At 64.1% G+C, this 26048-nt stretch carries 29 protein-coding genes and 1 tRNA gene; 4 read left to right on the top strand and 26 right to left on the bottom strand.

Features of this window, described 5'->3' with window-relative positions:
• Window positions 1–46 precede the first annotated feature (46 nt).
• Together BLQ71_RS25975 and BLQ71_RS11095 are read left to right on the top strand one after the other, a co-directional pair.
• The gene (locus tag BLQ71_RS25975; protein ID WP_133066147.1) at window positions 47–1051 is read left to right on the top strand and encodes a hypothetical protein; all 1005 of its coding nucleotides are present in this window, start codon (window positions 47–49) and stop codon (window positions 1049–1051) included.
• 7 nt (window positions 1052–1058) lie between these two features.
• Window positions 1059–1445 (top strand): pseudoazurin, encoded by a 387-nt coding sequence (locus BLQ71_RS11095; RefSeq protein ID WP_198543990.1) that lies wholly within the window; start codon window positions 1059–1061, stop codon window positions 1443–1445.
• A gap of 116 nt (window positions 1446–1561) precedes the next feature.
• Here the strand turns inward: BLQ71_RS11095 and BLQ71_RS11090 are convergent.
• Window positions 1562–1638, bottom strand: a tRNA-Met gene (locus BLQ71_RS11090).
• Between the two features lie 146 nt (window positions 1639–1784).
• On the opposite strand from BLQ71_RS11090, the gene BLQ71_RS11085 reads away from it, so the two are divergent.
• Window positions 1785–2807 carry an AbrB family transcriptional regulator gene (locus BLQ71_RS11085; protein WP_074621753.1) on the top strand — a complete coding sequence of 341 codons (1023 nt, stop codon included), beginning with the start codon at window positions 1785–1787 and terminating at the stop codon, window positions 2805–2807.
• A gap of 36 nt (window positions 2808–2843) precedes the next feature.
• On the opposite strand, the gene BLQ71_RS11080 is transcribed toward BLQ71_RS11085, so the two are convergent.
• The 15 genes from BLQ71_RS11080 to BLQ71_RS11010 all read right to left on the bottom strand — a co-directional run bounded on the left by BLQ71_RS11080 (window position 2844) and on the right by BLQ71_RS11010 (window position 15698).
• Window positions 2844–4157, bottom strand: coding sequence for a DUF8689 domain-containing protein (locus BLQ71_RS11080; RefSeq protein ID WP_074621752.1), 1314 nt, complete (start codon window positions 4155–4157; stop codon window positions 2844–2846).
• A gap of 111 nt (window positions 4158–4268) precedes the next feature.
• Entirely contained in the window at window positions 4269–4763 is a 495-nt protein-coding gene (locus BLQ71_RS11075) for a prepilin peptidase (RefSeq protein WP_043138352.1), read from the bottom strand.
• 5 nt (window positions 4764–4768) lie between these two features.
• The gene (locus BLQ71_RS11070; RefSeq protein WP_043138349.1) at window positions 4769–5620 is read right to left on the bottom strand and encodes a tetratricopeptide repeat protein; all 852 of its coding nucleotides are present in this window, start codon (window positions 5618–5620) and stop codon (window positions 4769–4771) included.
• Window positions 5621–5705: 85 nt separating this feature from the next.
• Entirely contained in the window at window positions 5706–6272 is a 567-nt protein-coding gene (locus tag BLQ71_RS11065) for a tetratricopeptide repeat protein (RefSeq protein WP_074621751.1), read from the bottom strand.
• A 4-nt stretch (window positions 6273–6276) separates the two neighbouring features.
• Window positions 6277–7254, bottom strand: a complete 978-nt coding sequence (locus tag BLQ71_RS11060; protein WP_069208979.1) for a type II secretion system F family protein — start codon at window positions 7252–7254, stop codon at window positions 6277–6279.
• Window positions 7255–7268: 14 nt separating this feature from the next.
• Window positions 7269–8234 carry a type II secretion system F family protein gene (locus BLQ71_RS11055; RefSeq protein WP_069208980.1) on the bottom strand — a complete coding sequence of 322 codons (966 nt, stop codon included), beginning with the start codon at window positions 8232–8234 and terminating at the stop codon, window positions 7269–7271.
• A 5-nt stretch (window positions 8235–8239) separates the two neighbouring features.
• On the bottom strand, window positions 8240–9679 hold the full coding sequence (locus BLQ71_RS11050; RefSeq protein ID WP_074621750.1) for a TadA family conjugal transfer-associated ATPase: 1440 nt from the start codon (window positions 9677–9679) through the stop codon (window positions 8240–8242).
• Between the two features lie 14 nt (window positions 9680–9693).
• The gene (locus BLQ71_RS11045; RefSeq protein WP_074621749.1) at window positions 9694–10947 is read right to left on the bottom strand and encodes a CpaE/TadZ family protein; all 1254 of its coding nucleotides are present in this window, start codon (window positions 10945–10947) and stop codon (window positions 9694–9696) included.
• 332 nt (window positions 10948–11279) lie between these two features.
• Window positions 11280–11936, bottom strand: coding sequence for an OmpA family protein (locus BLQ71_RS11040; protein WP_223306163.1), 657 nt, complete (start codon window positions 11934–11936; stop codon window positions 11280–11282).
• A 14-nt stretch (window positions 11937–11950) separates the two neighbouring features.
• Window positions 11951–13387, bottom strand: a complete 1437-nt coding sequence (locus BLQ71_RS11035) for a type II and III secretion system protein family protein (protein WP_043138332.1) — start codon at window positions 13385–13387, stop codon at window positions 11951–11953.
• Between the two features lie 218 nt (window positions 13388–13605).
• Complete coding sequence (cpaB, locus tag BLQ71_RS11030; protein ID WP_043138330.1) at window positions 13606–14460, bottom strand: Flp pilus assembly protein CpaB; 855 nt, start codon at window positions 14458–14460, stop codon at window positions 13606–13608.
• Window positions 14461–14647: 187 nt separating this feature from the next.
• A complete protein-coding gene (locus BLQ71_RS11025) occupies window positions 14648–14827 on the bottom strand; it encodes a Flp family type IVb pilin (protein ID WP_069208984.1) in 180 nt (59 codons plus the stop codon).
• A gap of 113 nt (window positions 14828–14940) precedes the next feature.
• Window positions 14941–15120: a hypothetical protein gene (locus tag BLQ71_RS11020; protein WP_074621748.1), complete on the bottom strand. Its 180-nt coding sequence runs from the start codon at window positions 15118–15120 to the stop codon at window positions 14941–14943.
• Between the two features lie 109 nt (window positions 15121–15229).
• Window positions 15230–15409, bottom strand: a complete 180-nt coding sequence (locus tag BLQ71_RS11015) for a hypothetical protein (RefSeq protein WP_074621748.1) — start codon at window positions 15407–15409, stop codon at window positions 15230–15232.
• Window positions 15410–15518: 109 nt separating this feature from the next.
• Window positions 15519–15698, bottom strand: a complete 180-nt coding sequence (locus BLQ71_RS11010) for a hypothetical protein (protein ID WP_043138327.1) — start codon at window positions 15696–15698, stop codon at window positions 15519–15521.
• A 359-nt stretch (window positions 15699–16057) separates the two neighbouring features.
• Between BLQ71_RS11010 and BLQ71_RS11005 the strand changes: the two genes are divergently transcribed.
• Window positions 16058–16927 (top strand): lytic transglycosylase domain-containing protein, encoded by an 870-nt coding sequence (locus BLQ71_RS11005; RefSeq protein WP_074621747.1) that lies wholly within the window; start codon window positions 16058–16060, stop codon window positions 16925–16927.
• Window positions 16928–16967: 40 nt separating this feature from the next.
• Here the strand turns inward: BLQ71_RS11005 and BLQ71_RS11000 are convergent, their stop codons facing one another.
• The 10 genes from BLQ71_RS11000 to cyoE all read right to left on the bottom strand — a co-directional run bounded on the left by BLQ71_RS11000 (window position 16968) and on the right by cyoE (window position 25970).
• Complete coding sequence (locus BLQ71_RS11000; protein ID WP_074621746.1) at window positions 16968–18383, bottom strand: FAD-binding oxidoreductase; 1416 nt, start codon at window positions 18381–18383, stop codon at window positions 16968–16970.
• Between the two features lie 101 nt (window positions 18384–18484).
• Window positions 18485–19312, bottom strand: a complete 828-nt coding sequence (locus tag BLQ71_RS10995) for an MBL fold metallo-hydrolase (protein WP_074621745.1) — start codon at window positions 19310–19312, stop codon at window positions 18485–18487.
• Between the two features lie 135 nt (window positions 19313–19447).
• Window positions 19448–20032: a GNAT family N-acetyltransferase gene (locus BLQ71_RS10990; protein ID WP_069208986.1), complete on the bottom strand. Its 585-nt coding sequence runs from the start codon at window positions 20030–20032 to the stop codon at window positions 19448–19450.
• A complete protein-coding gene (locus BLQ71_RS10985; protein WP_069208987.1) occupies window positions 20032–21294 on the bottom strand; it encodes a M16 family metallopeptidase in 1263 nt (420 codons plus the stop codon). The genes BLQ71_RS10990 and BLQ71_RS10985 overlap by 1 nt, the downstream gene beginning before the upstream one ends.
• Window positions 21291–22679, bottom strand: a complete 1389-nt coding sequence (gene thrC / locus BLQ71_RS10980) for a threonine synthase (RefSeq protein WP_074621743.1) — start codon at window positions 22677–22679, stop codon at window positions 21291–21293. The genes BLQ71_RS10985 and thrC overlap by 4 nt, the downstream gene beginning before the upstream one ends.
• 1 nt (window position 22680) lies before the next feature.
• Window positions 22681–23358 (bottom strand): SURF1 family protein, encoded by a 678-nt coding sequence (locus tag BLQ71_RS10975; RefSeq protein ID WP_074621742.1) that lies wholly within the window; start codon window positions 23356–23358, stop codon window positions 22681–22683.
• Between the two features lie 111 nt (window positions 23359–23469).
• Window positions 23470–24276, bottom strand: coding sequence for a cytochrome c oxidase subunit 3 (locus BLQ71_RS10970; protein WP_043138308.1), 807 nt, complete (start codon window positions 24274–24276; stop codon window positions 23470–23472).
• Window positions 24277–24296: 20 nt separating this feature from the next.
• Window positions 24297–24878, bottom strand: coding sequence for a cytochrome c oxidase assembly protein (locus tag BLQ71_RS10965; RefSeq protein WP_043138306.1), 582 nt, complete (start codon window positions 24876–24878; stop codon window positions 24297–24299).
• Window positions 24868–25038, bottom strand: coding sequence for a cytochrome c oxidase system small membrane protein (locus tag BLQ71_RS26400; RefSeq protein ID WP_043138304.1), 171 nt, complete (start codon window positions 25036–25038; stop codon window positions 24868–24870). Before BLQ71_RS26400 ends, BLQ71_RS10965 begins: the two co-directional genes overlap by 11 nt.
• Window positions 25035–25970, bottom strand: a complete 936-nt coding sequence (cyoE, locus tag BLQ71_RS10960; protein ID WP_043138302.1) for a heme o synthase — start codon at window positions 25968–25970, stop codon at window positions 25035–25037. Before cyoE ends, BLQ71_RS26400 begins: the two co-directional genes overlap by 4 nt.
• Window positions 25971–26048: the final 78 nt, after the last annotated feature.

Raw genomic sequence — 26048 nt, 5'->3', positions numbered from 1 at the left:
GAGGTAGATACTCCGGCCAAGGGACGAAGGGGATAGGATGCAGGGGGTGCAAAGGATCTTGGCACGGGCAGCCCTTGTGGTTGCCGGCGGTCTGACCTGCTCGCCGGTTCTGGCCGATCGGGTCGAGTTGATCGTTGCCCGCGATGACCGCTCTGTCGAGATATTCATGGGCATGCCCGTCCTGACGGCGGTCGACACCTTTGGCCTGGATGCCGGAATGCTGATAGGGCCGGACGGGCGTGTGCGTTTCGAGAGCCTGCAGGAGGGAACCTGGCAGATCGCGGATGCGCTGTGGGAGCGGGTCGAGGCGCGTATCGCCGGGCAGACGGCAACGTTCGAAGGCATGTCCCTGATGGTGCATCCGCTGAACCAGCCCCTGCCGTTTGTCACACCGCTGGACGGGCTGACGGCAATTTCCGTCTGCGGTGTCCCCGCGCCGGAGGCCCCGCGAGGCCTGCGGGATCTCTATCTCTACGCCGGTTTCGTGGCCTACCCGGATGACCCCGGCGCACCAATCACTCTGCGCCTGCCCAACCCCGAGGGATTGGACCTGATGGTGCAGGATCATGGCTTTGGTGGGCCACTTCGGGACCGCCATGTGCACCTGCCGCCGGGTGAGCCGCTGGAACTGGCCGTCCCAGGCGGCCCGTTGGCGGTTCTGGCGGCGGTCGTGGTTGTGGTCATTGTGGCGGTGTCCGGTCTGTTTCTGGCCTTTGCGGCGGGCCGATCCCGGTGGTCGGTCCGTGCCTCTGCCTGGGCTGCGGACAAAGCGCCGCATCACGCCCGTTTCCGGATGTCAGACGAGCTCTGGGGTCTAATTCACAACGCGGAAACCGGCCTATGGGGCTGCGCCACGCTGGACAAGGTTCCGGGGATTGCCGCAACGTGCCGGCATCCTGCGCTGGCCTTCCCAAGGGGACCGGTGTGCAATCCCGATGGAGGAAGACTTGACCCGTTTCATCACACGACGCACCGCGCTTCTTTCTGCTGCGGCTTCGGCCTCGCTGGCCCTGACCCTGCCCGGTCGGGTGCTTGCGGCGACGACACATGAAATCCAGATGCTGAACCAGCACCCCGAGGATCGCAAGCTGCGGCAGGTGTTCTTTCCGCGCATCGCGGTGATCGAACCCGGCGACAGCGTCAAGTTCCTGGCCACCGACAAGGGCCACAACGCCCAGTCCGCCGACGACATGATCCCCGACGGTGCGGAACCGTTCCGGGGCCGGATCAACGAGGAGATCGAAGTGACCTTCGACACTCCCGGGTTCTATGGCTACCAGTGTCAGCCGCATTACGCCGTCGGCATGGTTGGCCTGATCGTGGTCAGGGGCGACGGCATGATGGACAATCTCGAAGCCGCAAAGGCTGCGCGCCACCGGGGCAAGGCCAGGGCGGTCTGGGGCGATATCTGGGCCGAGGTCGATGGTATGGACCTTTCTGCCTGAAAGGTCCGAAAAAGGGTTGGGAAAGGGGGGCAGCGCCTCCCTTTTCCGGGGACAGGTCATCCGCGACAAGACATCGGACCCGACCCGGGCGTGATTTCGAAAATGAAGGGGAGGAATGGTGGCGTGGGGGGGACTCGAACCCCCGACCTAACGATTATGAGTCGTTCGCTCTAACCAACTGAGCTACCGCGCCAAGCAGTGTGGGGGGTCGGATACGGAAGCCGCGCGCCGCCGTCAAGCGCAAAATCGCACCGGCGCAAAACCATTCCGCATGGCACCGTGTCGAAGGCTGTCCCGGGGGCTGGCGCAGGTCAATCCGGATGGATAAACCGGTCCGGCATGTCCCACCTTACCGGAACTCTCCTGGCCTTTTGCGCCGGTGCGCTGGGCGCGCTGGTCTTCGGGCTGATCGGCTTTCCGGCCGCGGCGCTGACCGGTTCCGCCGTGGGCGTCACGCTGGTCGGGTTGGCAGGCCTGCGGTTCGATCTGCCGGTCTGGATGCGGACAGCGGCCTTTATCCTGCTGGGCGTCAACATCGGAACCGGTGTCACGCCGGAGACACTGCAAGCGGCGGCTTCCTGGCCGCTCAGCATCGCGGTCCTCGGTGCCAGCCTGCCCTTGGGGTTGGCGATCGCGAAAGCCGGCATGGTGCGCTGGATGGGCTTCAGCCAACGTGATGCGATCCTTGCCTCGGCGCCGGGACACCTGAGTTACGTGCTCAGCATGTCGTTGGAACAGGGCGGCCCCACGGCACAGATCGCGGTGATCCAGAGCATCCGGGTCCTGTTCCTGACGCTCTGCGTGCCGCTTCTGGTCAGCGTCGTCTTTGGCGCCAGCGGGGCGACCCTCCTTCCGGTGGCCGACATGACGCTGATCTCGCTGGGCCTGCTGGGGCTTGCGGGTCTGATTGTGGGCTATGGCTACCAGAAGCTGCGTGTGCCGGCGGCTTTCCTGATGGCGGGCATGACGGTCAGTGCGCTGGGCCATGTGACAGACCTGACGCCCGGGCGCCTCTCGGCGGGGCTGGGCGACGCGGCTTTTCTGGTGATGGGGACGATGATCGGCTCTCGTTTCGCGGGACAAAGCGGCGCCGTGTTGCGCAACTCGGTCGTGGCCGGTGCCTGGCTTACACTGGTCAACGTGATCACCACCTTGATGGCGGTGACGGTTGCTCTGGTCCTGATGGGCGTGCCGCCCGCCGTCCTGATCGTGGCCTATGCCCCCGGCGGGGTCGAGGCGATGGCCGCCATCGCCGTGACCCTTGGGTTGGACCCGGCCTATGTGGCGGCACACCATGTGATGCGATTGTTGATCCTCAGCCTTCTGTTGCCGATCTGGATGGCGCGGATCAGGGAGGGTTAGCCCCCTCGCGCACAGAGGGGACCGGGCAAGTCACCCTCACTTCACGATTTTTTCGTCCTTCACGAACATGTTGCTCCAGGCGCGGTCGATCAGGTCGGGGGTCATCTTGTAAGGGATGCCCTCAAAATCACAGACGGAAATCATCTGGTCGATCAGGAACACCGGCTGGTAGTTCGCATAGACGTTCTTGATCGTCGGGTACTTGTTCTTGAGCAGGTGCACGAGGCTGGCCTCGTCCAGTTGCATCTTCTTCTTGCGCGCGACCAGGCTGAAGATCTTGAGGAAGTCCTGCTGGTTCGGTCCGTCGATCTTGATCTTGAAGAAGATCCGGCGCAGCGCGGCCTGATCGAAGATCTCGTTCGGGTGGAAGTTGGTCGAGAAGATCACCAGCGTGTCGAAAGGCACCTCGAACTTTTCGCCCGATTGCAGGGCAAGGATGTCCTTGGATTCCTCCAGCGGCACGATCCAGCGGTTGACCAGTTTCTGCGGCGGTTCCGCCTGGCGACCGAGATCGTCGACGATAAAGATGCCGCCCGTGGATTTCAGCTGTAGCGGCGCCTGGTAAGTGCGCGCGGTGGGATTGTAGACAAGGTCGAGCATGTTCAGCGACAGTTCGCCCCCGGTAATGACCGTCGGCCGTTGGCACAGGACGTAACGCCGGTCAAAGCGGGCGCGGCGCCGCAGCGCGTTGGGGTCTTCGCTGTCGTCTTCGGCCTTGGAATGCACGATCGGGTCGTAAACCGTGATCACCTGGCCCGAATACTCGATTGCGCGGGGGACGTAGATCTTGTCGCCCATCGCGTCCCGGATCCCGTTGGAAATCGAGCTTTTGCCGTTGCCCGGTGGGCCGTACATGAGGATCGACCGGCCCGAAGAGACAGCGGGCCCGAGGTTCGAGATCAGGCCTTCGGGCAGGACCAGGTGGCCCATCGCGCCGGTCAGCTGGTCCCGGGTGATCTGGACGTTGCGGATCGACTGGCGCTTGACCTGTTCGGCGTAGACGTCCAGAGGGATCGGCATGGCGCCGAAATACTCTGACTGGGCCAAGGCATCCAGCGCGCGCGCCTTGCCGCTGTCGGTCAGCTGGTAAGGCATCTCGGAGGAGACTTCGCCCGAGGGACCAAGCGTGCCCATCGCCTCCATCAGGCCCTGGCCCCGGCACATGTCGATCAGTTCCTGTGCCACCGTCACCGGTAGGCAGACGGTGCGGGCGAGATCCGTCACGATGTTGGTGTTCTTGCGGAACATCGTCTTGAGCACGATGTCACGCATCATCACCAGCGGAAGCTGCATTTCCTCGATCCGCCGCGGCTGCGGCGGGGCCAGGACGGCGCCGGTTTCCATGTTCATGTCGGATCTGCCCTCAACTGCTTTAGCAAGCAGACTGGCAGGGGATTGTGGCAGGATGAGGGAGCGACTGCGGAAATTCCGAACCGCCCGCCGGGGCAGGGCGTGCCGGTGTCACGCCCCGTAGAACAACCCCAACCCGAGGTAGATCGCCAGTGTGCCGCCCAGGGCAAGCCCCATCGGGAATTTCGACCCGGCCTCCCAGCTGTGCCAGTGGGGCGCCAGGTGGCGCAGCGGCGTGCGCTTGGCCAGGCGGTGCGCCACGAAGGCCGCCAGCAGGTTGGCGGCAAAGAGCGCCATAAGGAACCGCAGGTCCCCGATGTGGATGAAGGGGGCGGCGGCGGCGGCGAATTTCGCGTCGCCGGCCCCCATCGCCCCGCCCGCATTCAGCGCGATGCCCGCCACCAGCACCACGACAAGATGCAGGTAGCGCCAGAAATAGACATCCAGCGGCAAGGCGACCACGCCCACGAAGAGGTAAACCAGGAACAGCGCCACAACCGCATGGTTGGGGATGCGCATTCCCTTCATGTCAGTGTAGCAGATATAGACACAGATCGGCAGGACGAAGGGCAGGAACCACAGGGCCGCGGCGGCACTCAGCGACATGGATCTCAGGCCTCGTCAAGCGCCGCCAGCGCCCGGGCCGCGGCCTCGAAGTGCTGCGGGTGCGTCTCCATCGCTTCGCGCAGCAGGGCCTTGCCGGTCTTGACGTCACCACTCTTGATCGCGGCCAGGCCCAGCGTGTGCAGCAGTTCCGCCTTTTCGACCTGGGTCATGGGGATGACGGGCAGGATGTACTTGCCCTGCGCGCCGCGCGCCATGACCAGGTTGTTCTTGGCGGTATACAGCTTGTCGTCGTGGCGGATGGCCTCGAGGAAGAGCTTTTCGGCCTCGGGCAGATCGCCACGCGTCAGCTTGGAATACCCCCAGTTGTTCAGCACCGAGGCGGGTTTGGTCGTCAGGCCCACCGCGACCTCGTAAAAACTGTCGGCCTTTTTCCATTCCTTGTTGCTATCAGCGATCATCGCCTCCAACCGGTAACGCTTGTAGGTTTCGACGGTGGGCGGGATCGCGTCCAGCACCTTTTCCGCCTGGTCCCATTCGCCCGCGCGGATCAGGACATCGGCCAGTTGCACCCGGTCGTCATCGGTCGAGTCCTCGTGCTCGACGACCTTGGCCCAGGCCACCTTGGCCTCGGGGATGCGCTTGGCCCGGACCAGAGACTGGGCAAGGCCGCGACGAATGTCGATCCGGTCGGGGTTTTCCTTGAGCGTGCGCTGGAAATAGGCCACGGCCTCGTTCGGGTCGCCCACGGTCAGCATGACCTCGTTCAGGTCGCTTTCGTCGACCACGTTCACGCCCTGGAACTTGCGGTCCATTTCGGCGGTGTCGATGCCCTTGTCACAGGCCGACAGCGCGACGACGCCCGCCGCGCAGAGGGAAACGATGATGGGATGGCGCATTTTGCCTGCGTCCTTGTGCTGCTCTGCCTCTCGCCCGCCTTTTCGGCGGTTGTTCTTTTGCCCCGTTGTCCGGGACGATCGATCGTCAGCCGCCAGTGCGCCGGATCAGGTAGTCCCCGTGCCCGCGGCGTACGATCTTGTATTCTTGCTCTAACTCATCACCATAAACGGAATTTTCCATTTTTGCGAGCGCCAAGCGAAGATTGTCGCGAATTGAGTCACTTTGGCCATTGTCCAGCGCAAAGGCCCGGCGGAAGACTTCGGAGGCCTCGGCGGTCTCACCCTTTTCGATCAGCACGATGCCGAGGTTGTTCCAGGCTTCGGCCCAGTCCGGTTCCGCCTTTACGGCGCGGCGCAGCAGCGGTTCGGCCTGGTGCAACCGCCCCAGCGCCAGGTTGGCGGACCCCAGGGCCATCAGGACCTCGGCGGTCAGTCCCTGGTCGGCGGCGGCGCGGGTAAAGGCCTCGAGCGCGAGTTCGTGCTGGCCGGCGGCCATCAGGCGGTGGCCCACGGTCAACCCATCCACCGCTTCGCCCCTGGGGTCGAGGCCGGGTGCGTAGGGTGAGGCGGGTTCGTTATGCGCGAACGGGCCGCCTGCGGTGCAGGCGGCCAGCGGCAGCGTCATCAGGGCGGCCCAAAGAGCCTGTTTCATGCGGTCAGTTGCCCACAGCCATCGAGCCCATTTCGGAAATGCCAACCGCGGACGGGCCCACGAGAATGATCAGCAGCGGCGGCACCGTGAGCATCATAGTGGTCAGCGTCATCTTTGTCGGCAGTTTGTTCGCAGCTTCCTCGGCACGCATGACTCTTTTGTCACGCATTTCGCCGGCGTAGACCCGCAGCGCATCGGAGATCGAGGTGCCGAAGGTCGCCGCCTGGTTCAGCACGGTGACGAAGGACGAGATGTCAGGCAGGCCGCAGCGGTCGGCCATGTCGTTCAGGACCTGGCTCTTGTCCTTGCCGGCCTTCATCTCGTAGCTGATGATCTCGTATTCCTCGGCCAGCGGAGGGAAGGAACTGCGCAACTCGCGGGCGACGCGGACGATGGACTGGTCCATCGACTGGCCCGCCTCGACGCAGACCAGCATCATGTCCAGGCTGTCGGGAAAGCCCTGCTGGATCTGTTCCTGGCGGCTGGCGACCCGCTTGTTGACCCAGTACTTGGGCGCCATGTAGCCAAGGCAGCCGGGGCCGAGGATATACATCAGCTTGGTCTGCATCGTTGCCGTCTCTGGGTCGATGAAGAAGATGTAGTACACGACCCCTGCGCAGAGCAGGGCGATCCCCAGCGCGAATTGCAGGAAGTAGTAGATCTGCACCGCGTCCTTGGACCGGTAGCCGGCCTGCATCAGCTTGGTGCGGATCTCGGAGTATTCCTTGGCGTCCTGCGGTTCCAGGAACTGCGCATACTTGTTGAGCTTTTCGTTCTTGCTCTTTTCCCGCAACACGGCGCGGGTCTCCGCGTCCATGCGTTTCTTGCCGTCCTGCTTGAGCTTGTCCAGCGGGTCGGGGCGGGAGTTGAGGAACATCGGGATGGTGGCGACGATCAGGAGCGCCGCCAGTCCCGCGACCACGATAAGCGGACCGGCGGGACCCAGCGTATCGGTGATCATCGTGTTGAGCGTGTCGAGCATTGGGGCAGCCTTTCTCAGACCTTGATATTCACCAGCCAGCGCATGACGATCATGTTCGCGACCAGCATGATGCCGACAATGAAGCAGGCGGGAATGAACCAGGGGTGATCGAGCACCTCGTCATAGTAGTCGGGCTTGGCGACCTGGATGAAGATCAGCGCAGCGACCGGGAAACCTGACAGGAACTTGCCCGACCATTGCGCCTCGGCGGTGATCGCCTTGACCCGGCGGAAGAGGCGGAAACGGGCCCGGATCACCTTGGCCAGGCCTTCGAGGATCTCGGCCAGGTTGCCGCCGGCCTGCTGCTGGATCGCCACGGCCACGGCCAGAAAGCGCAAGTCCTGCATGTCCAGCCGTTCGGCCATGTGCTTCAGTGCCTCGCCCACGTCGCGGCCATAGGTCGATTCATCCGCGATGATGCCGAATTCCGTGGCCAGCGGGTCCTTGAGTTCCTTGGCGACGATCGAAATGGCCGAGCTGAACGGGTGCCCCACGCGCAAGGAACGGACCATCAGTTCCACCGCGTCGGGTAGCTGTTCCTCGATCATGCTGAGGCGTTTCTTGGCGCGGTGATTGACCCAGAAATAGACACCGCCGACGCCCATGAAGACGGACATGACAGCGCGCACGGCGGCGCCCGCCTCTGTCCCGATGCTGAGACCGACGAAGGCAAAGACGGAGGCTGCGACCATGACAAGGATCAGCTGTTGCGGCGTGAAGGCAAGCGCCGCTTTCTGGGCCTTGCTCGCCAGCATCGAGTAGATGGGCAGAGAGCGGCTTTGCATGTGCTGGTCCATCTCCTTGCGGAGCTTGGCCAGGACGTCCTCTCGGCGTTCGCCCTTGTCGAGCATCTCCAGCCGGCGGTTGACCCGGTTGGTGAGGCTGATCGACTTGCCGAAGGCGACGAGGTAGACGCCGTTGACCAGGATCAGCACGCCCAGGAAGATCCCGCCGTAGATGATCGGTTCTGCGCTGAGCATATGCGTTACTCCGGTCTGAAGGGTTCGTAGATCGAGGCGGGCACGTCGTAGCCCCACATCCGGAACCGTTCGGCAAAGGCGCTGCGAACGCCGGTGGCCGTGAAATGGCCGATGATCTTGTTATCGGGGGTCAGGCCGACGCGCTGGAAGCGAAAGATTTCTTGCATTGAAATCACATCGCCTTCCATGCCGGTGATCTCGGTGATCGAGGTCATGCGGCGCGAGCCGTCCTGCAGGCGGCTGGCCTGCACGATCAGGTTGACCGCGCTTGCGATCTGGCTGCGCATGGCCTTGAGCGGCATCTCGATCCCCGCCATCGCGATCATGTTCTCCAGACGCGCAACACCATCGCGGGCGCTGTTGGCGTGGATCGTGGTCATCGATCCGTCGTGGCCGGTGTTCATGGCCTGCAGCATGTCGATCACTTCCTCGCCGCGAGTCTCGCCGACGATGATGCGGTCGGGGCGCATTCGCAGGGCGTTTTTCAGGCAGTCGCGCGGGGTGACGGCGCCCTTGCCCTCGACGTTGGGCGGGCGACTTTCCATGCGGCCGACGTGGCTCTGCTGCAACTGGAGTTCAGCGGTGTCCTCGATGGTCAGGATGCGTTCGCTGTCGTCGATGAAACTGGACAGCGCGTTGAGCGTCGTGGTCTTGCCCGAGCCCGTCCCGCCCGAGACGATGATGTTGAGCCGGGTGGCCACGGCGGCCTGCAGGTAGACGGCCATTTCTTCGGTGAAGGCGCCGAAGTTCACCAGGTCGTCAATGCCCAGCTTGTCCTTCTTGAACTTCCGGATCGACACCAGGCTGCCGTCGATGGCCACCGGCGGCACCATCGCGTTGAAACGCGACCCATCCGCCAGACGGGCGTCGACGTAGGGGTTCGATTCATCGACGCGCCGGCCCACGGCCGAGACGATCTTGTCGATGATCCGCATCAGGTGGCGTTCATCCTTGAAGGTCACGTCCGACAGTGTCAGCTTGCCGTTCTGTTCGATGAAGATCTGCTGGGGACCGTTGACCAGGATGTCCGAGATCGTCTCGTCCTTGAGCAGTGGTTCCAGAGGGCCGAGCCCCTTCACCTCGTCGTAGAGATCGGCCATCATCGCGCGGCGTTCGTCGCGGTTCAGAACGACGCCCTTCTCCTGCAACGTCTCGTTGGCGATCGCGCTGATTTCCTCGCGCAGCTCCCCTTCCGAGGCCTTGTCCAGCGCGGCCAGGTTCAGGTTCTCAAGAAGCGCCCGGTGCAGTTCCAGCTTGATCTCGCCAAGCCGTTCCTTGCGTTTCTTTTCCTTGTCCACGGGGGCCGCCTGCGCGGCGGGTTTCGCCTTGCGGCGCACGGCTGTGGGCTGGGCGGCAGGCTGAGCTGCAGTGGCGGGAGCCGCCGGGGCCGGGGCCTTGACCGGCTGGGCGCCGGTAGCGGAGTTTTTCTTGTAACGCGAGAACATGTATATCCCCTGGATCAGGCGGCTTCGGCGTCGCTGTCGCCGATGGCGTTGAGCTGCTGGGCAAGCTTGACGATTTCGCGGCGCAGCGGGTTCTTGGCCGCGTGGCTGGCCAGCGGCAGCCCGTGGTCGCATGCCTGCATGACGGTTCGGCCGCCATCCGGGAGCTGCACGTCCAGCGAGATCGCAAGGCTGTCGGCCAGACGCTTGACGCGGCTCTTGCCCTGCAGATCGGTGAATTTCGGTGCGCGGTTCAGCGCAAAGCGGATCTTCTCGAAGGGCAGATCCTCGGATTGCAGCGCCCGTTTCAATCGCAGCGTGTTCTGGGCAGAGCGCATGTCCAGTTCGATCAGCGCGAAATACAGCTGCGCCTCTGTCAGCACGGTTTCCGTCCACTGCACGACGGTGGACGGCATGTCGACGATGACGTAGTCGAAATGCTCGCGCGTGATGTCCAGCAGGCGCTTGATCTCGGCGGGGCCGATGATGTCCAGCGGCAGGATGTCCGAAGGCGCGGTGAAGACCTGCATCTTGTCCTCGAAGCTGACCAGTGCCTGGCCGAAACTGTCACCGTCCATCGCCTCGATGTCGGACAGGGTTTCGTAGACGGCTTCGCGGCGGGGCAGGTCGAGATAGGTCGAGACAGAGCCGAACTGCAGTCCAAGGTCGATCAGGCAGACCTTGGGTTGTTTTTCCTTTCCGCCGGTGGCCAGCTCATAGGCCAGGTTCACCGCCAGGGTCGTGGCGCCGACGCCGCCGGCAAGGCCGTGAACGGCGATCAACACGCCGTCACCGCCACCGGAAAGGCGGACGCCTTCGGCATTGGTGGCGGGCGCGGGTTCGGAATGAACGGCGGCGGGTGCAGGCTGGCGCAAGCGTTCCAAGGCCCCGGCCAGCTCACCCTCGGGCAGGGGGTAGGGCACGAATTCATCGGCCCCGTCGCGCAAGAGATGGTGCAACGAGGCGGGCGTCACGTCTTCGGCGATCAGGATGACCTTGACGCCATTTTCCTTGGCGGCGTGAATGACCTGGGACAACATCGGCAGGTCCGGCTCGTCGATGGCGTCGATGGCCATTGCCACGAATTCCAGCGACCGCCCGTCAGGCTGGTTCAGGAAGGCCGTGGCCTCGTCGAAGCCGAGGTCCCCCCATCCTTCTCCAAGCAGGGCTTCCATGTCGTCGATGAGCAGGTCGAAGTTCTGGACGTCGCGGCTGATGGTGCAGGCGACGATCGGCGCCGGCTCCGTTTGCTGTTGTGTCGCGTTGGTCATGCCTGTCGTCCTTTACTTTTGCCGGACCGGGTGGACGTGGCTAAGAGAAGTCCCCCGGACCCGCGGTGCGCGACTCGGGATTTGCGCACGCACTGGTTCTCCAAGGCGACAGTCCCCCATAATCGAGGCAACATTTGGGCCAAAAAACCGAAATTGTACGGTGAACGGGGACTGACGGCGGGCCTTGGTACGCCCTCGCATCCCTCCAGTGGTCAATAGGATCATTTGATCAATTCAAACGAGTATGCTGCATGCGCATGAATGACCCTCCCGTGCGCGGACATGAAAAAAGGGGCCGTTTGGCCCCTTTCCTTGCCGGTTCCTTGTCAGGATCACTCGGTGATCGCGAGATCCTGTCCCTGCTGTCCGGTCAGCCCCGTCTTGGGTTCGGCGCTGTTGATATACTCGCGATAGATCACCTCGGCATATTTGCCATCCAGCACCGTGGGGTGGCTGGACACAAAGCCCGACACCTCGGTCACGGTGCGGCGGTTGCGGCGTTCGCGGCCCTCGGTCACAATCAGTGGCTGCGTCTCGCCGTAGGAAACGACGGCTTCGAGGCGCGAACGGCTGATGCCCTGGCTGACGAGGTAGTTCACGACCGCATTGGCCCGCCGCAGGCCCAGGCTCTTGTTGTAGCCGTTGCTGCCGACCTTGTCGGTGTGACCGTAGACGCGGAACCGGATTTCCGGGAACTGGCGGATCCACTGGGCCTGTTCGCGCAGCGTGTCGCGCGCGCCGTGGTCCAGAACGGCGCTGTTGAAGGCAAAATTCACCGTCGTCATCACTTCGGAGGCAAAGCGTTGCGACATGTCGTAGATGATCTGCTTTTCGCCGGTCATCAGCTGGTGATTGTTCATAGTGGCATTGCCGAAGTGACCGGTGTCGATCAGCGCGCCCGCCTCGCGGTCAAACCCGACAGGCGCCTGGCTGCATCCGGCGATCAAGAGGCCCGCGGTCAGCGCGGCGGAAAAGGGAAGCCTGATCATCATTCGCCTCTGCATCAATCCATCACATATCCGTAGGAGCCGGTGAAGTCCTGCTTGGCCACTTCACCCGCGGCCCCGGAATTCGGCGCCTTCTGCCCCGGCTTGCCGGCGACCTTACCACGCAGGAAGAGGTCACGTTCGGTCGGGGGAACAACGCGGTCGGTCGGAAGGGCCAGGTATTCGCCTCGCGTCGGCGTCACAAGGTGCGGGGTCACGATGATCACCAGTTCCGACTGCGAGCGCTGGTATTCCGCGCTGCGGAAGAGCGCGCCCAGCACCGGCACGTCGCCCAGCCAGGGCAGCTGCGAGTTGCGGTCGGTGAAATCGTCCATCAGCAGGCCCGCAATGGCAAAGCTTTCGCCGTCACGCAGTTCGACAGTGGTCGAGGTTTCGCGCCGCTTGAAACCGTTGATCGAGATGTCCGAAAGAACGATCGAGTTGTTGGTGTCGATCGACGAGACCGCGGCCTCGAGCTCGAGGTTGATCAGGTCGCCATCGACCACCCGGGGGATGAAGTTCAGCTCTACGCCGAAGGGCTTGTACTCGATGGTGATGGTATTGTTCTGCTGGCTGACCGGGACGGGGTATTCGCCACCTGCCAGGAACTTTGCCTCCTGGCCCGACAGTGCGGTCAGGTTCGGTTCGGCCAGGGTGCGCACGATGCCCTTGCGTTCCAGTGCCTCCAGCATGATGCCCACTTCGAGCCCGCCGGCGTTGAAACCAAAGAGAACTGCGCCCTCGACGTCCAGTCCCTGCGGTGCCAGCTTGTCGGCAACGGCGTCGACCGCCGCATCCGAAGCGGCGCTCAAGGTCCCCAGTTCAAGGCCGAGATCGCCGCCTGCAACCGATCCGCCGGTGGCCAGCGAGGTTCGCAGCATCTTGGCCGCTGTGCGTTCCATCTCGGCGAAACGGACTTTCAGCATGACTTGCTGCACGCCGCCCACGGACATCAGGTTCGACACGCGGTCGGGCGCATAGCGCTGTGCAAGGTCCAGGGCGCGTTGCATCCTGGCCGTCGACGACACGGTCCCCGACAGCACGATGCCGTCATTGGCGGTGCGCACCTCGATCTTTTCCTGGGGAAGGATCTGGCGCAGCCGTTCCTTGAACTCGGACACATCGGGCGAGACACGGATATCGACGTTGGAAATCAGCTCACCCGCCGCGTCCAGGATCGTGAGCGTCGTCGTCCCAGGCGCCTTGCCGAGCACGTAGATATTGCGGTCGTTCAACGACGAGATGTCCGCGATCGCAGGATTGGCGATGGACAATTCCGCAAAGGGAATATCGCTTTCGACCACCAGTGCGCGGTTCATCGGGACGTTGAGCACAGGTTGCGTGCCATTGCGCAGGATGCGCAGGTTGTCCGCCTGTGCGTACTGCACCGCCAGCGGGGCGACCGCAAGCGACAGGCCCAGGAGGGCCGTCTTCAGGAATCTGTCAATGGTCATGTGACCTGCCTCTCGATCACTGCTCGGACGCAGGTCTGACGCCTGCATTTTTCCCGAACATGCGGCATTTCGTGTTTTTTTGCAAGAATCAATGGCTTCAGTGTTGCGGCTTATGTGGACAACCCGCAACACGCCGGGTATTTTCGCCACAAGAGGCCCCCGCCAAGGCAGGGGCCTGATCTTTTCAAGCGGTTGAATTCGCCGTTCGAATTTGCGCGTCAGTTGGTGCAGGGGATCGGGATCTCGACCACCTCGGCGCCGCGACGCACCCGGGTGGTGCAGGTCTTGTCGGCTTTCTTCTCGGCGCGTTCCTCGGCCACGATCCCCAGAAGTGACCGCTGGTCCACCTCGATCGCCTCGGCAACGGTATCGTCCAGCTGGGACATCAGCGACAGAGACAGCTTTCCGGTCGACTGGGCCTGCGCAAGGGCGGCGACCTGTTGCGGACTGGCGGCAACGGTCACGGTGCGGGCAATGGTTGCGGTGTTGTATTCAGTGTCGGCGGTCTGGTCGATGGCGATCAGGCGGATACCGGTCTGGATCAGCTTGGTCACCTCGCCGGACGAGCGTTCACCGATCTCGCCGGGCAGGCGGCCTGTCCAGTAGACATCGACCCGGTCGCCCGGACGCAGGAAACCGGACACGCCCGAAGCCACGTCGACCTTGATCGCAAAGGCGCGCTGCCCACGATCGAGGCGCGAGGTCAGGCCTGCGTCGCCGCCGGGTTCGGACACCTTCACCTTCATCAGCACTTCGGCCTTCTCGATCGGGCGCATGGCGAGGCGGGGTTCCTGGCCGTCGACGAAGAAGGGATTTTCCTCGTCGAAATAGTCCTCGGGGAGGGCCTGCCTGGGCCAGTGGGTCAGTACGACGTCCTCGGGCTTGATCTCTTCGCCGTAGTTGATGGCGCGTTTCGTGATGAAGACCTTGGCCACCGGAACAGAGGCGCCTGCTTTGGCACGCTCTTCTGCCAGGGCGCTCTCGTAGGCCCCGATGTAATTCTGCGCCATGTAGACGGCAAAGCCCGCCAGGGCGAGGCCGGCGATCAGCACAAGTCCGAATACGAGTCGCATATGTCACCTCACTTGGACAAACTTGGATTCGCCGGTCTCCCGGCCCGGATCATCCTGGCGGGGGAATACGGCAAGAACGGGACACTCGCTGGGCGGTTTGGCGACGCCTCTGCTCTCCTGTGGCAGAACGCGGCGACGGGCGGCCCGCGCAACGGGCCGCCCTTGCGAATGTCGTGGCAGCAGGGGGTCAGAAGTCGTTCTGGCGGACAAGTTCGGCGGCAAGGCCGTCGCGCAGGCCGAGCGTCGAGTTTTCCGCCGCGGTATAGGCCGCGATGCAGAAACCGACGATTGCGGCGGTCAGAATGACCCAGTCCACGGTCACGGCACCATCTTCCTCGGCCGCAAAGGCTCTCATCAGATCACGCATGGTGTTACTCCGGGCTGGACCGCACAAGCAGAAATGCGGTTGTGAAAAAGGCGCGCGCCGCGGCGGGCGCGCGCCTGGGTCTTCAGGTGATCGCCATCGGGCGATCAGGCAACTCAGAAGTCGTTTTCGAGAGCGACGCGTGCGGCGGCGTTGTCGATCAGCGTCTGCGAGTTGGTCTCGATGGTGGTGTAGGCGGCGACGGCCAGGCCCACGACGGCTGCGGTCAGGACGACCCAGTCGACAGTCACGGCGCCGTTTTCGTCTTTGTGGAAGTTCTTGATGAAGTTGATCATTGGTTTTCTCCGGTCGACCTCTCGGTCGGTCATGTCATGTGCGGTGGGGAGGGCCAGCCGCCAGGCGGCCGGGCCCTGGGGGATACGCGGCGCTCAGGCCGCGCCCGACTTAGAAGTCGTTTTCGAGAGCGACGCGTGCGGCGGCGTTGTCGATCAGCGTCTGCGAGTTGGTCTCGATGGTGGTGTAGGCGGCGACGGCCAGGCCCACGACGGCTGCGGTCAGGACAACCCAGTCGACAGTCACGGCGCCGTTTTCGTCTTTGTGGAAGTTCTTGATGAAGTTGATCATTGGTTTTCTCCGGTCGACCTCTCGGTCGGTCATGTCATGTGCGGTAGGGAGGGCCAGCCGCCAGGCGGCCGGGCCATGAGGGATACGCGGCGCTCAGGCCGCGCCCGACTTAGAAGTCGTTTTCGAGAGCGACGCGTGCGGCGGCGTTGTCGATCAGCGTCTGCGAGTTGGTCTCGATGGTGGTGTAGGCGGCGACGGCCAGGCCCACGACGGCTGCGGTCAGGACAACCCAGTCGACAGTCACGGCGCCGTTTTCGTCTTTGCGGAAGTTCTTGATGAAGTTGATCATTGGTCTCTCTCCGTAGATATCTTGCTTTGCTTTCAGCGACCGTCTTGGGCGTTGCGGGCCTCTCTCACCTTGCCCTGTCCCTCGTCGGTATGAACTTATTAAGCAGTTGGTTTGGGGCGAGAGTGTGGCTCGAATGGATTGATTTTGCAGCCGGGTCGGATTTTTGAGAGAATCCATATAGGTGCCTGTACTGGTTGCGAAAAATTCTGTTTTCTGGATGTCCGGACCGTTAATTTCGGCCCCGGAATGCCCGCTTTCGAAGGCGCCGGTTCGGCCTTTCGCAACACTGATGGATAAATTCCGCGGATTGTGCGAGACTGTGGAAAAGTCAGACCGAAAAACGGGGATCGAGCAGGCCCATGGTCGTCAGAATGCTGATTTGCGCCGCAATTGCGGCCAGTTTGGCCTGTGCGCAGGGCGCCCAGGCACAGGATGGGGCCGGGGCACCGGCTCAGGATTTCACTTTCAAGCGGGTGACGCCCCCCAAGGCCGGGGTCAAGAAACGCATCACCGTCCAGATCGCGCCGCGTGCCAACCCGGCTGTGGCGCCGCCGCTGCCCTCTGCTCCCGCAAAGGCGCCGACCGCGGCACCGCAGGCAACCGCCGCCTTGGCTGCTGTGCCTTCAGTCCCGCTGGGCAGCTACTCCTGGTTCTGGACCGCCGTGTCGCCCGAGGCTACGGCCACCGGGCCGGGACGATTGGCCCCCGCGCTGGCCACGCTGACCAAGGGCCCCGAGGGGCAGAGCGTCGGCGGCCCGCGCCTGCAGGCGCTGCAGGACATCGCGCAGGTCCACGGCGTCGACCTTCTGCGAGAGACAGTGGGCACCCGCGTTTCGCCGGCCTTTGCCCTGGCGGTGATCGCCGTGGAATCCGCCGGCGCGCCCAGGGCGCAAAGCAAGGCGGGCGCACAAGGGCTGATGCAACTGATGCCGGCCACCGCCGAGCGCTTCGGGGTCAAGGATTCCTTCGACCCGGTTCAGAACATCCGGGGCGGGGTCGCCTTTCTGGACTTCCTGATGGAGAAATTCGAGGGTGATCCGATCCTCGTGCTCGCCGGCTACAACGCAGGCGAGAACTCCATCGGTCAGCACGGGGGCGTGCCGCCTTACGCCGAGACGCGGGATTACGTCCCCAAGGTGCTGGCCGCCTTTCAGGTCGCCAAGGGGCTGTGCATGACGCCGCCCGAATTGATCTCTGACGGCTGCGTGTTCCGGGTGATGTCGCAGTAAGGCGGCCCTGTCCCGGGCCTGCACCGGGACCCCGCCGGGATCAGCCCCGCAGGACCGCGCCCGGGTTCATGATGCCCTTCGGGTCCAGTGCCGATTTGATCGCCCGCATCGCGGCGAGCTTGGCCGGGTCGCCATAGCGTTCGAGGTCGTCGACCTTCAGCCGCCCGATGCCGTGCTCTGCACTGACGGAACCGCCCAGTTCATGCACAAGGTCGTGCACGCAGGTCTTGATCGCGTCGCGCTGATCGACATGGTCGGCCTTGGTCCGGCCCGGGACCGGGAACACATTGTAGTGCAGGTTGCCATCGCCTGCGTGGCCGAAACAGTTGATGCGCCAGTCCCCCAGCCGGGCCAGCGCCGGACCGGCCCGCGAGATGAACTCGGGGATGGCGCCAAGCGGGACGGAAATGTCGTGGCTGGAGACGGCCCCCACAAGGCGGTTTGCCTCGGACATGTGCTCTCGCAGGGTCCAGAGCGCCTCGGACTGGGCCAGCGACTGTGCCACGATGCCGTCCGTGACCAGGTCGGCCTCATGCGCTGCGGCAAAGAGGGTTTCCAGCGCCTCGGCAGGATCGGCGCCACGCCCCAGGCCGATGTCCATCAGCACGCTCCACTCTGGCGGCGTTTCCCAGGGTTGGCGCAGGTCGGGCAATTTCTCTGCCAGGAAGTCGAACCCGGTGCGGTGCATCAGCTCGAAGGCGCTGATCGTCTCGCCCAGCTGGCCGCGCGCAAGTGCCAGGAGGGTCAGCGCTGCCTCGGGCGAGGGGACCGTCAGCAGGGCCGTGCCGGTGGCCGCGGGCCGGGGCGCCAGTTTCAGGCTGGCTGCCGTGATGATGCCCAATGTGCCTTCGGCCCCGATCAGCAGGTGGCGCAGGTCATAGCCGGTGTTGTCCTTGCGCAGCCGTTTCAGCCCGTGCCAGACCGACCCGTCGGGCAGGACTGCCTCCAGTCCCAGAACCTGGTCGCGGGCATTGCCGTAGCGCAGCGTGTTGATGCCGCCCGCATTGGTCCCCAGCAAGCCGCCGATCCGGGCAGACCCTTCGGAAGCCAGCGACAATGGGAACAAACGGTCCACGTCGGCAGCGGCGCTCTGGACATCGGCCAGGATTGCGCCGGCTTGGACCACGACCGCATTTTCCTCCGGGTGGACCGAACGGATGGCCGACATGCGTTCCAGCGAGACGATCAGAGGCGCAGGGCCGTCCGGTTTCAGCTGGCCGCCGACAAGGCCGGTTCCGCCGCCAAGGGGGATGATGCCGACGCCTGTTTCGGCACAGGTCCGCACGATCGTGGAAACCTCTTCCGTGGACCGGGGCAGGGCGATCCATTCCGCCGTGCTGGTCCAGCGTCCACGCGGTTCCTCGCGGTGGCGGGCCTCTGCGGGACGCAGGGTGTCATCGGGTAGCAGCGCCGAGAGGCGCTGGACAAAGGCGTGATCGGCGGGGGCAAGCGGCATGGCATCCTCTTTCTTCGGATGCCCGCACTTGTGGCACGCGGGTCAGCGGGGGGCCAGCCCCTCGCGCTCCCCGAGGTGTTTGCGGCCCAAGGAAGGCCGGGTCAGTCCGGGTCGGTCAGGTAGCGAGGCTGCAGCACGATGACGGTGGGTCGGCGCGGCAGGTCGCGCAATGAGATCTCGAGCGTCGCATCGCTGCGCCGGTCGATCTGGAAGGTGTCGCTGACGTCGGCCAGGAACCGTTCCAGGGCGTAGCCGGAGAACCAGTGCATCGGGATCACGACCGAGCTTTTCAGCCGGTCGACGATCCGTTTGACTGTCGACAGCGGCATCGTCATGCCGCCGTCCACCGGCACCATCAGCACATCCGCCCGCCCAAGCGCGGCGTATTGCCGGCCGGTCGGTTCGTGGTGCAAGTGGCCAAGATGGGCGATGCAGAGGCCCTCGACCTCGAAGATGAAGATGGAATTGCCGTTCGGCTCGTCCCCGCCATAGGCAGAGCGGATGTCGGTCGAGACATTGCGGATCAGCATTTCACCAAGGTCCAGGTAATGATCGACGCCTTCGCCAAAGACCTCTCCCCATCCGCGCAGGACGTGAGGGATGGCGGGATCGACGGCATGGGTCCAATGCGTTGTGTGGGCGTGGTTCATGGTGACGATGTCGGGGATCATCCGCGTGGTGCCGATATTTCCGTTGTAATCGGTCACGGCCTCGAGCCCGCCGCGCGTCTGGATCAGGAAGGAGGCATGGGCGATGTAGTGGATGCGAACCGTGTATTCGGGGATCGGCGCGGTCCAGCTGGCCTTGTGCAGGTATTCGATCCCCGGGGCCGCATCCGCTATGGCGATGCAGTGCGAAGGTCGGCGCTGTTCCTGGGCCTGTACCAGCGTGGCGGTCAGGAAAAGAAGGGCGGCGGCAAGGCGGATCATCGGGCGCTCCTGTCGGGTGACGTCCGGGAAAGGGTAGCGCGGCTGCGCCCCCGGCCAAATTCACAATTTCGCCGGGAACGGCCGGTCAGTGTATGGGGATGCTTTTCTGTGCATCAGGATGAGGCCCAGAGGCGTCTAGCCGACCTCGGTCCGGCCACGCCTGTCCGACCGCAACGAGGCATAGAGCACGTGGGTCCGCCAACGGCCATTGATCTGTAGGTAGCTTTGCGCCACGCCCTCGTATTTGAAGCCCGACTGTTCCAGCAACCCGCGCGAGGCGACGTTTTCCGGCAGGCAGGCGGCCTCCATCCGGCTCAACCCCATCTTCTCGAAGGCCTGGTGAACCATCATGGCGATGGCCTCGGACATGTAGCCGCGCCGGGTGTAGCGTTCGCCGATCCAGTAGCCCAGCGTGCCTGCCTGTGCCGGGCCGCGCCGGATGTTGTCCAGCGTGATCGCGCCCAGCAGCGCCTGGTCCTCGCGGCGGATCAGGAACAGCGGCAGGGCCGAGCCGGTCCCGATCGAGCGTGAGGCCCAGTAGACACGGTTGGTAAAGGCCTTTCGCGTCAGGTGGTCGGTGGACCAGGATGGCTCCCAGGGGGTCAGGAACTCGCGGCTTTCGCGGCGCAGGTTCGACCAGGGCGTGAAATCGGAATGCACGGGCGGGCGCAGCGTCAGGCGCTCTGTCTCGAGCTGTACCTTGCGCCGGAACGCTAGCATCATGCCGCCCGGCGTGCCTGCAGCTCGGAGAGCGTGGGGGCCTCTGCGACGGGACCGTAAAGCGCCATCGCGGCGGCGGCCTCTGCGGCCTGCGCCTCGGCAAAGCGCAACACGTCCTCGCGCGTGACCGCGTCGATCTTGGCGACTGTGCGCTCGATGTCGGGCACTTCTCCCCAGATCTGGACCATGCGCGCGCTGCGTTCGGCGCGGGACGAGGGGCTTTCGAGGCCCATCAGCAGGCCGGCCTTCATCTGGGCGCGGGCACGCTCGATCTCGGCGGGGCTCATGTCCTCGGCGCTGCGTTTCATCTCGTCCACGGTCAGCGTGATCAATTCCGGCATCTCGGCGCCGGAGGTGCCGGCGTAGATCGTCGTCATGCCCGTGTCGGCGTAGGCGCCGTTCTGGGCAAAAATGGTGTAGCAGAGGCCGCGTTTCTCGCGGATTTCCTGGAACAGCCGCGATGACATGCCGCCGCCCAGGGCCACGGAGTAGATCTGGGCGGTGTAGAATGCCGGATCGCGATACCCCGGTGCCTCGAAGGCCAGAGCCAGGTGCGCCTGTTCAAGATCCTTGGTCCGCCGCGTTTCGCCGCCGTGGAACCGGGCAGGATCGGCAGACAGGGCGCTGCGTGGAACCATGTCGCCAAAAAGTGCCTCGGCCTGTTTGACCAGCGAGTCATGATCCACCGCGCCCGCGGCCGACAGGATCATCTGGTCCGGCCCGTAATGTTCGTTCACGAAGCCTGCCAGGTCGCCACGATCGAACCCCTGCACGCGCGCGGCCTCGCCGAGGATGGTGCGGCCGATGGGCTGATCGGGATAGGCCTGTTCCTGCAACCAGTCAAAGATCACGTCGTCGGGCGTGTCATGCGCCTGGCCGATTTCCTGCAGGATGACATGGCGTTCGACCTCGATTTCCCTGGGGTCGAACACCGGGTCCCGCAGGATGTCGGCGATCACGTCCACGGCCAGCGCCACGTCCGGTTCCAGAACGCGGGCGTAGTAGGCCGTGACCTCGCGCGAGGTATAGGCGTTGATATAGCCGCCCACGTCCTCGATCGCCTCAGCGATCTGCAGGGCGCTGCGGGTCTTGGTGCCCTTGAAGGCCATGTGTTCCAGGAAATGCGCGATGCCGTTCTGTTCTTCGCGTTCGTGCCGCCCACCGGCCGTGACCCATAGCCCGACCGCGGCACTTTGCAGGCCGGGCATGTTTTCGGTCACGACGCGCAGTCCGTTGGAAAGGGTGGCGATCTGAACACTCACTTGGCAATACGCTCCTGGATGAGGGATTCGAGGGCGGCGAGGTCGTTCTGCACCCGCGTCACACGTTCCGGACGCTCATACAGATCGACCATGCGATTTGGAAGAGGGGGGCGAATGCCGCTGGCCTTTTCCACGGCATCGGGGAACTTGGCCGGATGCGCGGTGGCCAGCGTGATCATCGGCGTTGCCGGGTCGCGCTGTGCCTCAGCCACGCGGACACCCACGGCGGAATGCGGGCAAAGCAGCTCTCCCATCGTGGCATGGGCGGTGCGGATCGTTTCCAGCGTGTCTTCTTCGGACACGCGGCCCGAATCGAAATGCTCGCGCAGGGCCTCCAGTGCGCCCTGGCTGACCTTGAAACCACCGGCTTTCAGCTCGTCCATCAGTTGCGCCACGGCGGCCCCGTCGCGGCCATAGGCATCAAAGAGCGCGCGTTCGAAGTTGCTGCTGACCTGGATGTCCATCGACGGGCTGATCGAGGGATGCACCTCGGAGGTCTGGTAGTCGCCCGAGGACAGGCAGCGGTGCAGGATGTCGTTCTGGTTGGTGGCGACTACCAGCCGGTCTATGGGCAGGCCCATCTTCTTGGCGATGTAGCCGGCAAAGATATCGCCGAAGTTGCCGGTGGGCACGGTAAAGCTGACCTTGCGATCCGGCGCACCCAGGCTGACGGCGGCGGAGAAATAGTAGACGACTTGCGCCAGCACGCGCGCCCAGTTGATCGAGTTCACACCGGCCAGCCGTACGCCATCGCGGAACTCGAAGTGGTTGAACATGTCCTTGAGCCGCGCCTGGCAGTCGTCAAAGTGGCCGTCCAGTGCCAAGGCGTGCACGTTGGCTTCGGCCGGGGTGGTCATCTGGCGGCGCTGCACCTCGCTGACCCGGCCATGCGGAAACAGGATGAAGACGTCGACGTTGTCCAGCCCCTTGAAGGCCTCGATGGCCGCCGATCCGGTATCGCCCGAGGTCGCGCCGACGATGGTCACACGCTCGCCCCGGCGCTCCAAGGCCTCCTGGAAGAGCTGACCAATGAGCTGCATGGCAAAGTCCTTGAAGGCCAGCGTGGGGCCGTGGAACAGCTCGAGCAGGAAATGGCCCGGTGCCAGTTGCACCAGCGGCGCCCGCGCGCCGTGGCCGAACCCGGCATAGGCCTTGGCGATCAGGTCAGCGAACACTTCGTCGGTAAAGCCGTCGCCGACGAAGGGGCGCATCACGCGGAACGCCGTTTCCTCGTAGCTGAGGCCGTGCAGGGCGCGGATGTCGTCCGCGCTCATCTGAGGGATGGTTTCAGGGACATAGAGGCCGCCGTCACGCGCGAGACCGGACAGCATCGCCTCTTCGAATGTCAGCGCAGGCGCCTGTCCGCGGGTGGAGATGTAACGCATGTCAGGCCTCCCTGCCTGTTTTCAGCCGCCTGATCCAGACGCCTGTCATGATGAGCCAGACCGCGGCGAGCGAATACCACGTTATGGCGTATTGCAAGTGATCGTTGGGAATGCCGCTGGTGTCGACGGGCAGGGGCGACACACCCTCGTCGGCGGGCGACATTGTCCGTGTCACGACCAGCAAGGGTTCGGTATCCAGCCTGTCCGCCATCTGTGCCAGATCGCGTGCAAACCATGTGTTGTCCGCCGGATCGTTGTCAGGGGTCGAGGAATTGCGGTCATCCGGCCAGTGCAGGTTGCCCGTCACCTCTGCCGGTCCGGCGTAGCGGGTGGCTTCCTTCCGGTCGACGGGGACAAAGCCGCGATCAACCAGCACGCGCCGTCCCTCCGCCGTCTGAAAGGCCGAGATGAGTCGCCAGCCCGCACCACGTTGTTTGACAGAGACAAGCACGGCCAGGGTCTCGGCGCCGATCTCTCCGGTCAGGGTCGTGGGCTGGTAGCGTTGCGCCTCGGGATCGATCAGCCGGGGCAGGGGCTGTGGGGCACTTGCGATGGTGGTCTCGATCTCGTCAAGGATGCCCCGTTTCCATTCCAGCCGCTGCAATTGCCAGGTGCCCAGCCAAAGCAGGATGGCGATGCCTGTCAGGCCAATCAGCAGGGGGGCGATGTAGCGTCTCAAGCGGAGCTCCGGAAACGAAAAAGGCGCGCCCGGGTGGGGCGCGCCTTGGTGTACCTTGTGGGCCGTGAGGTTCAAGGCCTGATGTAAGGCGGGGGGCGCCCCGCCGCATCTTCAGCCGCCCCAGATGTAGACCGCTGCAAAGAGGAACAGCCAGACCACGTCGACGAAGTGCCAGTACCATGCCGCCGCTTCGAACCCGAGGTGGTTGGTGGCGGTGAAATGGCCGCGGTAGACGCGGATCAGGCAGATGAACAGGAAGATCGTGCCGATGATCACGTGCGCGCCGTGGAAGCCCGTCGCCATGAAGAAGTTGGCGCCGTAGATGTTGCCACCGAAACCGAAGGCCGCGTGGCTGTATTCATAGGCCTGGAAGACGGTGAAGATCAGGCCCAGCAGCACGGCAATGATCAGGCCCGACTTGACGTCCTGGCGGTTGTCCTCGTGCACCAGCGCGTGGTGCGCCCAGGTCGCCGCCGCGCCCGAGCAGAGCAGAATCAGCGTGTTGATCAGCGGCAGGTGCCAGGGATCGAAGGTCTCGATGCCCGCGGGCGGCCAGACGCCGTCGACGGCGGGCGAGTTGCCGTCGGGATCCATCGGGTACATGGCGTGTTTGAAGAACGACCAGAACCAGGCGAAGAAGAACATCACCTCGGACATGATGAACAGGATGAAGCCATAGCGCAGGCCGATCAGCACGACCGGCGTGTGATCGCCGACCTGGTTCTCCGCCACAGTGTCCGACCACCAGCCGAACATGGTGTAAAGCACGCCGACAAAGCCGATCAGGAACATCCAGGGGCCGTTGTCATGGAACATCAAAACCGCGCCGAACAGCATGACGAAGCCGGCAACCGCCCCGAGGAAGGGCCAGATAGAGGGGTTCAGGATGTGGTAGTCGTGGTTCTTTGCATGCGCCATTGCGGTTCCCTCGTTAGGCGTTAGTTCACGGACGCTTTCGCGTCTTTTTGGGCGTCGAGCGCGGCCTGCGTCTCTTCGGGCAGGTCGATCTCGTAGAAGGTATAGGACAGCGTGATGTGGTTGGTGTGCTTGGCGTCCCGATCGGTGACGATCTCGGGGTCGACAAAGAAGCTCACCGGCATCTGCACGCGTTCACCGGGCATCAGCACCTGTTCGGTAAAGCAGAAGCATTCGATCTTGGAAAAGAAGGCGCCGGCCTCGTAGGGGGCCACGTTGTAGGAGGCCTGCCCGGCGATGGGACGGTCGGTAGGGTTGTAAGCCTCGTAGAAGGCCAGGCCTTCTTCTCCGATGCGAATGGTCATCTCGGTCTGCATGGGTTTGAACTCCCACGGCATCCCGCGTTCCTTCGAGGCATCGAAACGCACCTTGATCGTTTGGTCCAGCACGTCGCCGGCCGCCACGGCCACGTTGGGCGTACCGCCAAAACCGGTCACCCGGCAGAACCAATCGTAGAACGGTACAGAGGCCCAGGCGAGGCCCCCCATCAGGACGACGACACCGACCGTCTGGTAGACCGTCTTCAGCTTGCCATCAGTTGCCATCAGTTACTCCCTGTTGCGGTTGCATCTGGAAGTCCCCCCGGGTGACTTTCACGACGGTCAGCCCGAATATTATCGCTATGAATGCCGCCAGCACCAGTCCGACGCCGATGTTGCGACCGCGGCGGCGCTTGTGCAGCTCGTGTTCCTTGACCAGGCTCATGCCCAGACCCCCATGCGATCCAGACCCGCGTCCACCAGGATCGCGCCGAAATGCGCGAAGAGGTACAGCAGCGAGAGCTTGAAGAATTTCTTTTCCACCTTGTAGCTGTCCGCCTCGGCCTGCGCCTCGTCGCGGCGCGCAATCTGCACGGCGCCTTTCAGGAACAGGGCGTTCAGCAGCAGGGAGGTGGCCAGGTAGACCGGGCCGCCGACCTGGGTAAAGCCCAGCCCGATGGCGAAGATGGCCAGCAGCACGGTGTAACCCAGGATATGGCGGCGGGTCGCGCGGCGACCGTGGGTCACGGTCAGCATCGGCACGGTGGCATTGTCATAGTCCATGCGCACAAAGAGGGCGAGCGCCCAGAAGTGCGGCGGCGTCCAGAGGAAGGTGAGGCAGAACATCAGCACCGAGGCGGTCGATATGTCGCCGGTTGCGGCGGCCCAGCCGATCATCGGGGGGAAGGCCCCGGCGGCACCGCCGATCACGATGTTCTGCGGCGTCAGCCGCTTGAGCCACATCGTGTAGATCACGACGTAGAAGAAGATGGTGAAGGCCAGCAGGCCCGCCGCCACCCAGTTGGTGGCGAGGCCCAGGAAGACCACGGCAAAGACCGACAGGGTCAGGCCGATGGCCAGCGCTTCGTCCCGGGTGACCTTGCCGGCGGGAATCGGGCGCTTGGCGGTGCGTTTCATCACCGCGTCGATATCCGAATCGTACCACATGTTCAGGGCGCCCGAGGCACCGCCGCCCACGGCAATGAACAGCACCGCGCAGAAGCCCACGAAGGGATGCACACCGACCGGCGCGGCCAGCAAGCCGACAAAGGCGGTGAAGACGACAAGCGTCATCACCCGCGGCTTCAGCAGGGCGAAGTAGTCGCCGAACTGGGCCTCGTTCTCGTAAGGGCTGGCGTGCAGGCTGGCGTCGCTCATCTTTGGTCCCTGTGGTCAAAAGATGCGCCGGACGGGCGCACCTTGCAGGTTGGGCATGGGATGGGTCCTGAGACCCAT

The organism is Antarctobacter albus, from assembly GCF_900101505.1.
GTDB lineage: Bacteria > Pseudomonadota > Alphaproteobacteria > Rhodobacterales > Rhodobacteraceae > Antarctobacter > Antarctobacter albus.
Note: the sequence above shows the minus strand (reverse complement) of the source record. Positions and strands in the feature narration are given on the sequence as shown.

What these genes read in the sequence shown, in the direction of transcription:
- BLQ71_RS11095 (WP_198543990.1), top strand. Translation starts at nt 1,059, where the DNA reads ATGCTGAACCAGCACCCCGAGGATCGCAAGCTGCGGCAGGTGTTCTTT.
- BLQ71_RS11085 (WP_074621753.1), top strand. Translation starts at nt 1,785, where the DNA reads ATGTCCCACCTTACCGGAACTCTCCTGGCCTTTTGCGCCGGTGCGCTG.
- BLQ71_RS11080 (WP_074621752.1), bottom strand. Translation starts at nt 4,157, where the DNA reads ATGAACATGGAAACCGGCGCCGTCCTGGCCCCGCCGCAGCCGCGGCGG.
- BLQ71_RS11075 (WP_043138352.1), bottom strand. Translation starts at nt 4,763, where the DNA reads ATGTCGCTGAGTGCCGCCGCGGCCCTGTGGTTCCTGCCCTTCGTCCTG.
- BLQ71_RS11070 (WP_043138349.1), bottom strand. Translation starts at nt 5,620, where the DNA reads ATGCGCCATCCCATCATCGTTTCCCTCTGCGCGGCGGGCGTCGTCGCG.
- BLQ71_RS11065 (WP_074621751.1), bottom strand. Translation starts at nt 6,272, where the DNA reads ATGAAACAGGCTCTTTGGGCCGCCCTGATGACGCTGCCGCTGGCCGCC.
- BLQ71_RS11060 (WP_069208979.1), bottom strand. Translation starts at nt 7,254, where the DNA reads ATGCTCGACACGCTCAACACGATGATCACCGATACGCTGGGTCCCGCC.
- BLQ71_RS11055 (WP_069208980.1), bottom strand. Translation starts at nt 8,234, where the DNA reads ATGCTCAGCGCAGAACCGATCATCTACGGCGGGATCTTCCTGGGCGTG.
- BLQ71_RS11050 (WP_074621750.1), bottom strand. Translation starts at nt 9,679, where the DNA reads ATGTTCTCGCGTTACAAGAAAAACTCCGCTACCGGCGCCCAGCCGGTC.
- BLQ71_RS11045 (WP_074621749.1), bottom strand. Translation starts at nt 10,947, where the DNA reads ATGACCAACGCGACACAACAGCAAACGGAGCCGGCGCCGATCGTCGCC.
- BLQ71_RS11040 (WP_223306163.1), bottom strand. Translation starts at nt 11,936, where the DNA reads ATGATCAGGCTTCCCTTTTCCGCCGCGCTGACCGCGGGCCTCTTGATC.
- BLQ71_RS11035 (WP_043138332.1), bottom strand. Translation starts at nt 13,387, where the DNA reads ATGACCATTGACAGATTCCTGAAGACGGCCCTCCTGGGCCTGTCGCTT.
- cpaB (WP_043138330.1), bottom strand. Translation starts at nt 14,460, where the DNA reads ATGCGACTCGTATTCGGACTTGTGCTGATCGCCGGCCTCGCCCTGGCG.
- BLQ71_RS11025 (WP_069208984.1), bottom strand. Translation starts at nt 14,827, where the DNA reads ATGCGTGATCTGATGAGAGCCTTTGCGGCCGAGGAAGATGGTGCCGTG.
- BLQ71_RS11020 (WP_074621748.1), bottom strand. Translation starts at nt 15,120, where the DNA reads ATGATCAACTTCATCAAGAACTTCCACAAAGACGAAAACGGCGCCGTG.
- BLQ71_RS11015 (WP_074621748.1), bottom strand. Translation starts at nt 15,409, where the DNA reads ATGATCAACTTCATCAAGAACTTCCACAAAGACGAAAACGGCGCCGTG.
- BLQ71_RS11010 (WP_043138327.1), bottom strand. Translation starts at nt 15,698, where the DNA reads ATGATCAACTTCATCAAGAACTTCCGCAAAGACGAAAACGGCGCCGTG.
- BLQ71_RS11005 (WP_074621747.1), top strand. Translation starts at nt 16,058, where the DNA reads ATGGTCGTCAGAATGCTGATTTGCGCCGCAATTGCGGCCAGTTTGGCC.
- BLQ71_RS11000 (WP_074621746.1), bottom strand. Translation starts at nt 18,383, where the DNA reads ATGCCGCTTGCCCCCGCCGATCACGCCTTTGTCCAGCGCCTCTCGGCG.
- BLQ71_RS10995 (WP_074621745.1), bottom strand. Translation starts at nt 19,312, where the DNA reads ATGATCCGCCTTGCCGCCGCCCTTCTTTTCCTGACCGCCACGCTGGTA.
- BLQ71_RS10990 (WP_069208986.1), bottom strand. Translation starts at nt 20,032, where the DNA reads ATGCTAGCGTTCCGGCGCAAGGTACAGCTCGAGACAGAGCGCCTGACG.
- thrC (WP_074621743.1), bottom strand. Translation starts at nt 22,679, where the DNA reads ATGCGTTACATCTCCACCCGCGGACAGGCGCCTGCGCTGACATTCGAA.
- BLQ71_RS10970 (WP_043138308.1), bottom strand. Translation starts at nt 24,276, where the DNA reads ATGGCGCATGCAAAGAACCACGACTACCACATCCTGAACCCCTCTATC.
- BLQ71_RS10965 (WP_043138306.1), bottom strand. Translation starts at nt 24,878, where the DNA reads ATGGCAACTGATGGCAAGCTGAAGACGGTCTACCAGACGGTCGGTGTC.
- BLQ71_RS26400 (WP_043138304.1), bottom strand. Translation starts at nt 25,038, where the DNA reads ATGAGCCTGGTCAAGGAACACGAGCTGCACAAGCGCCGCCGCGGTCGC.
- cyoE (WP_043138302.1), bottom strand. Translation starts at nt 25,970, where the DNA reads ATGAGCGACGCCAGCCTGCACGCCAGCCCTTACGAGAACGAGGCCCAG.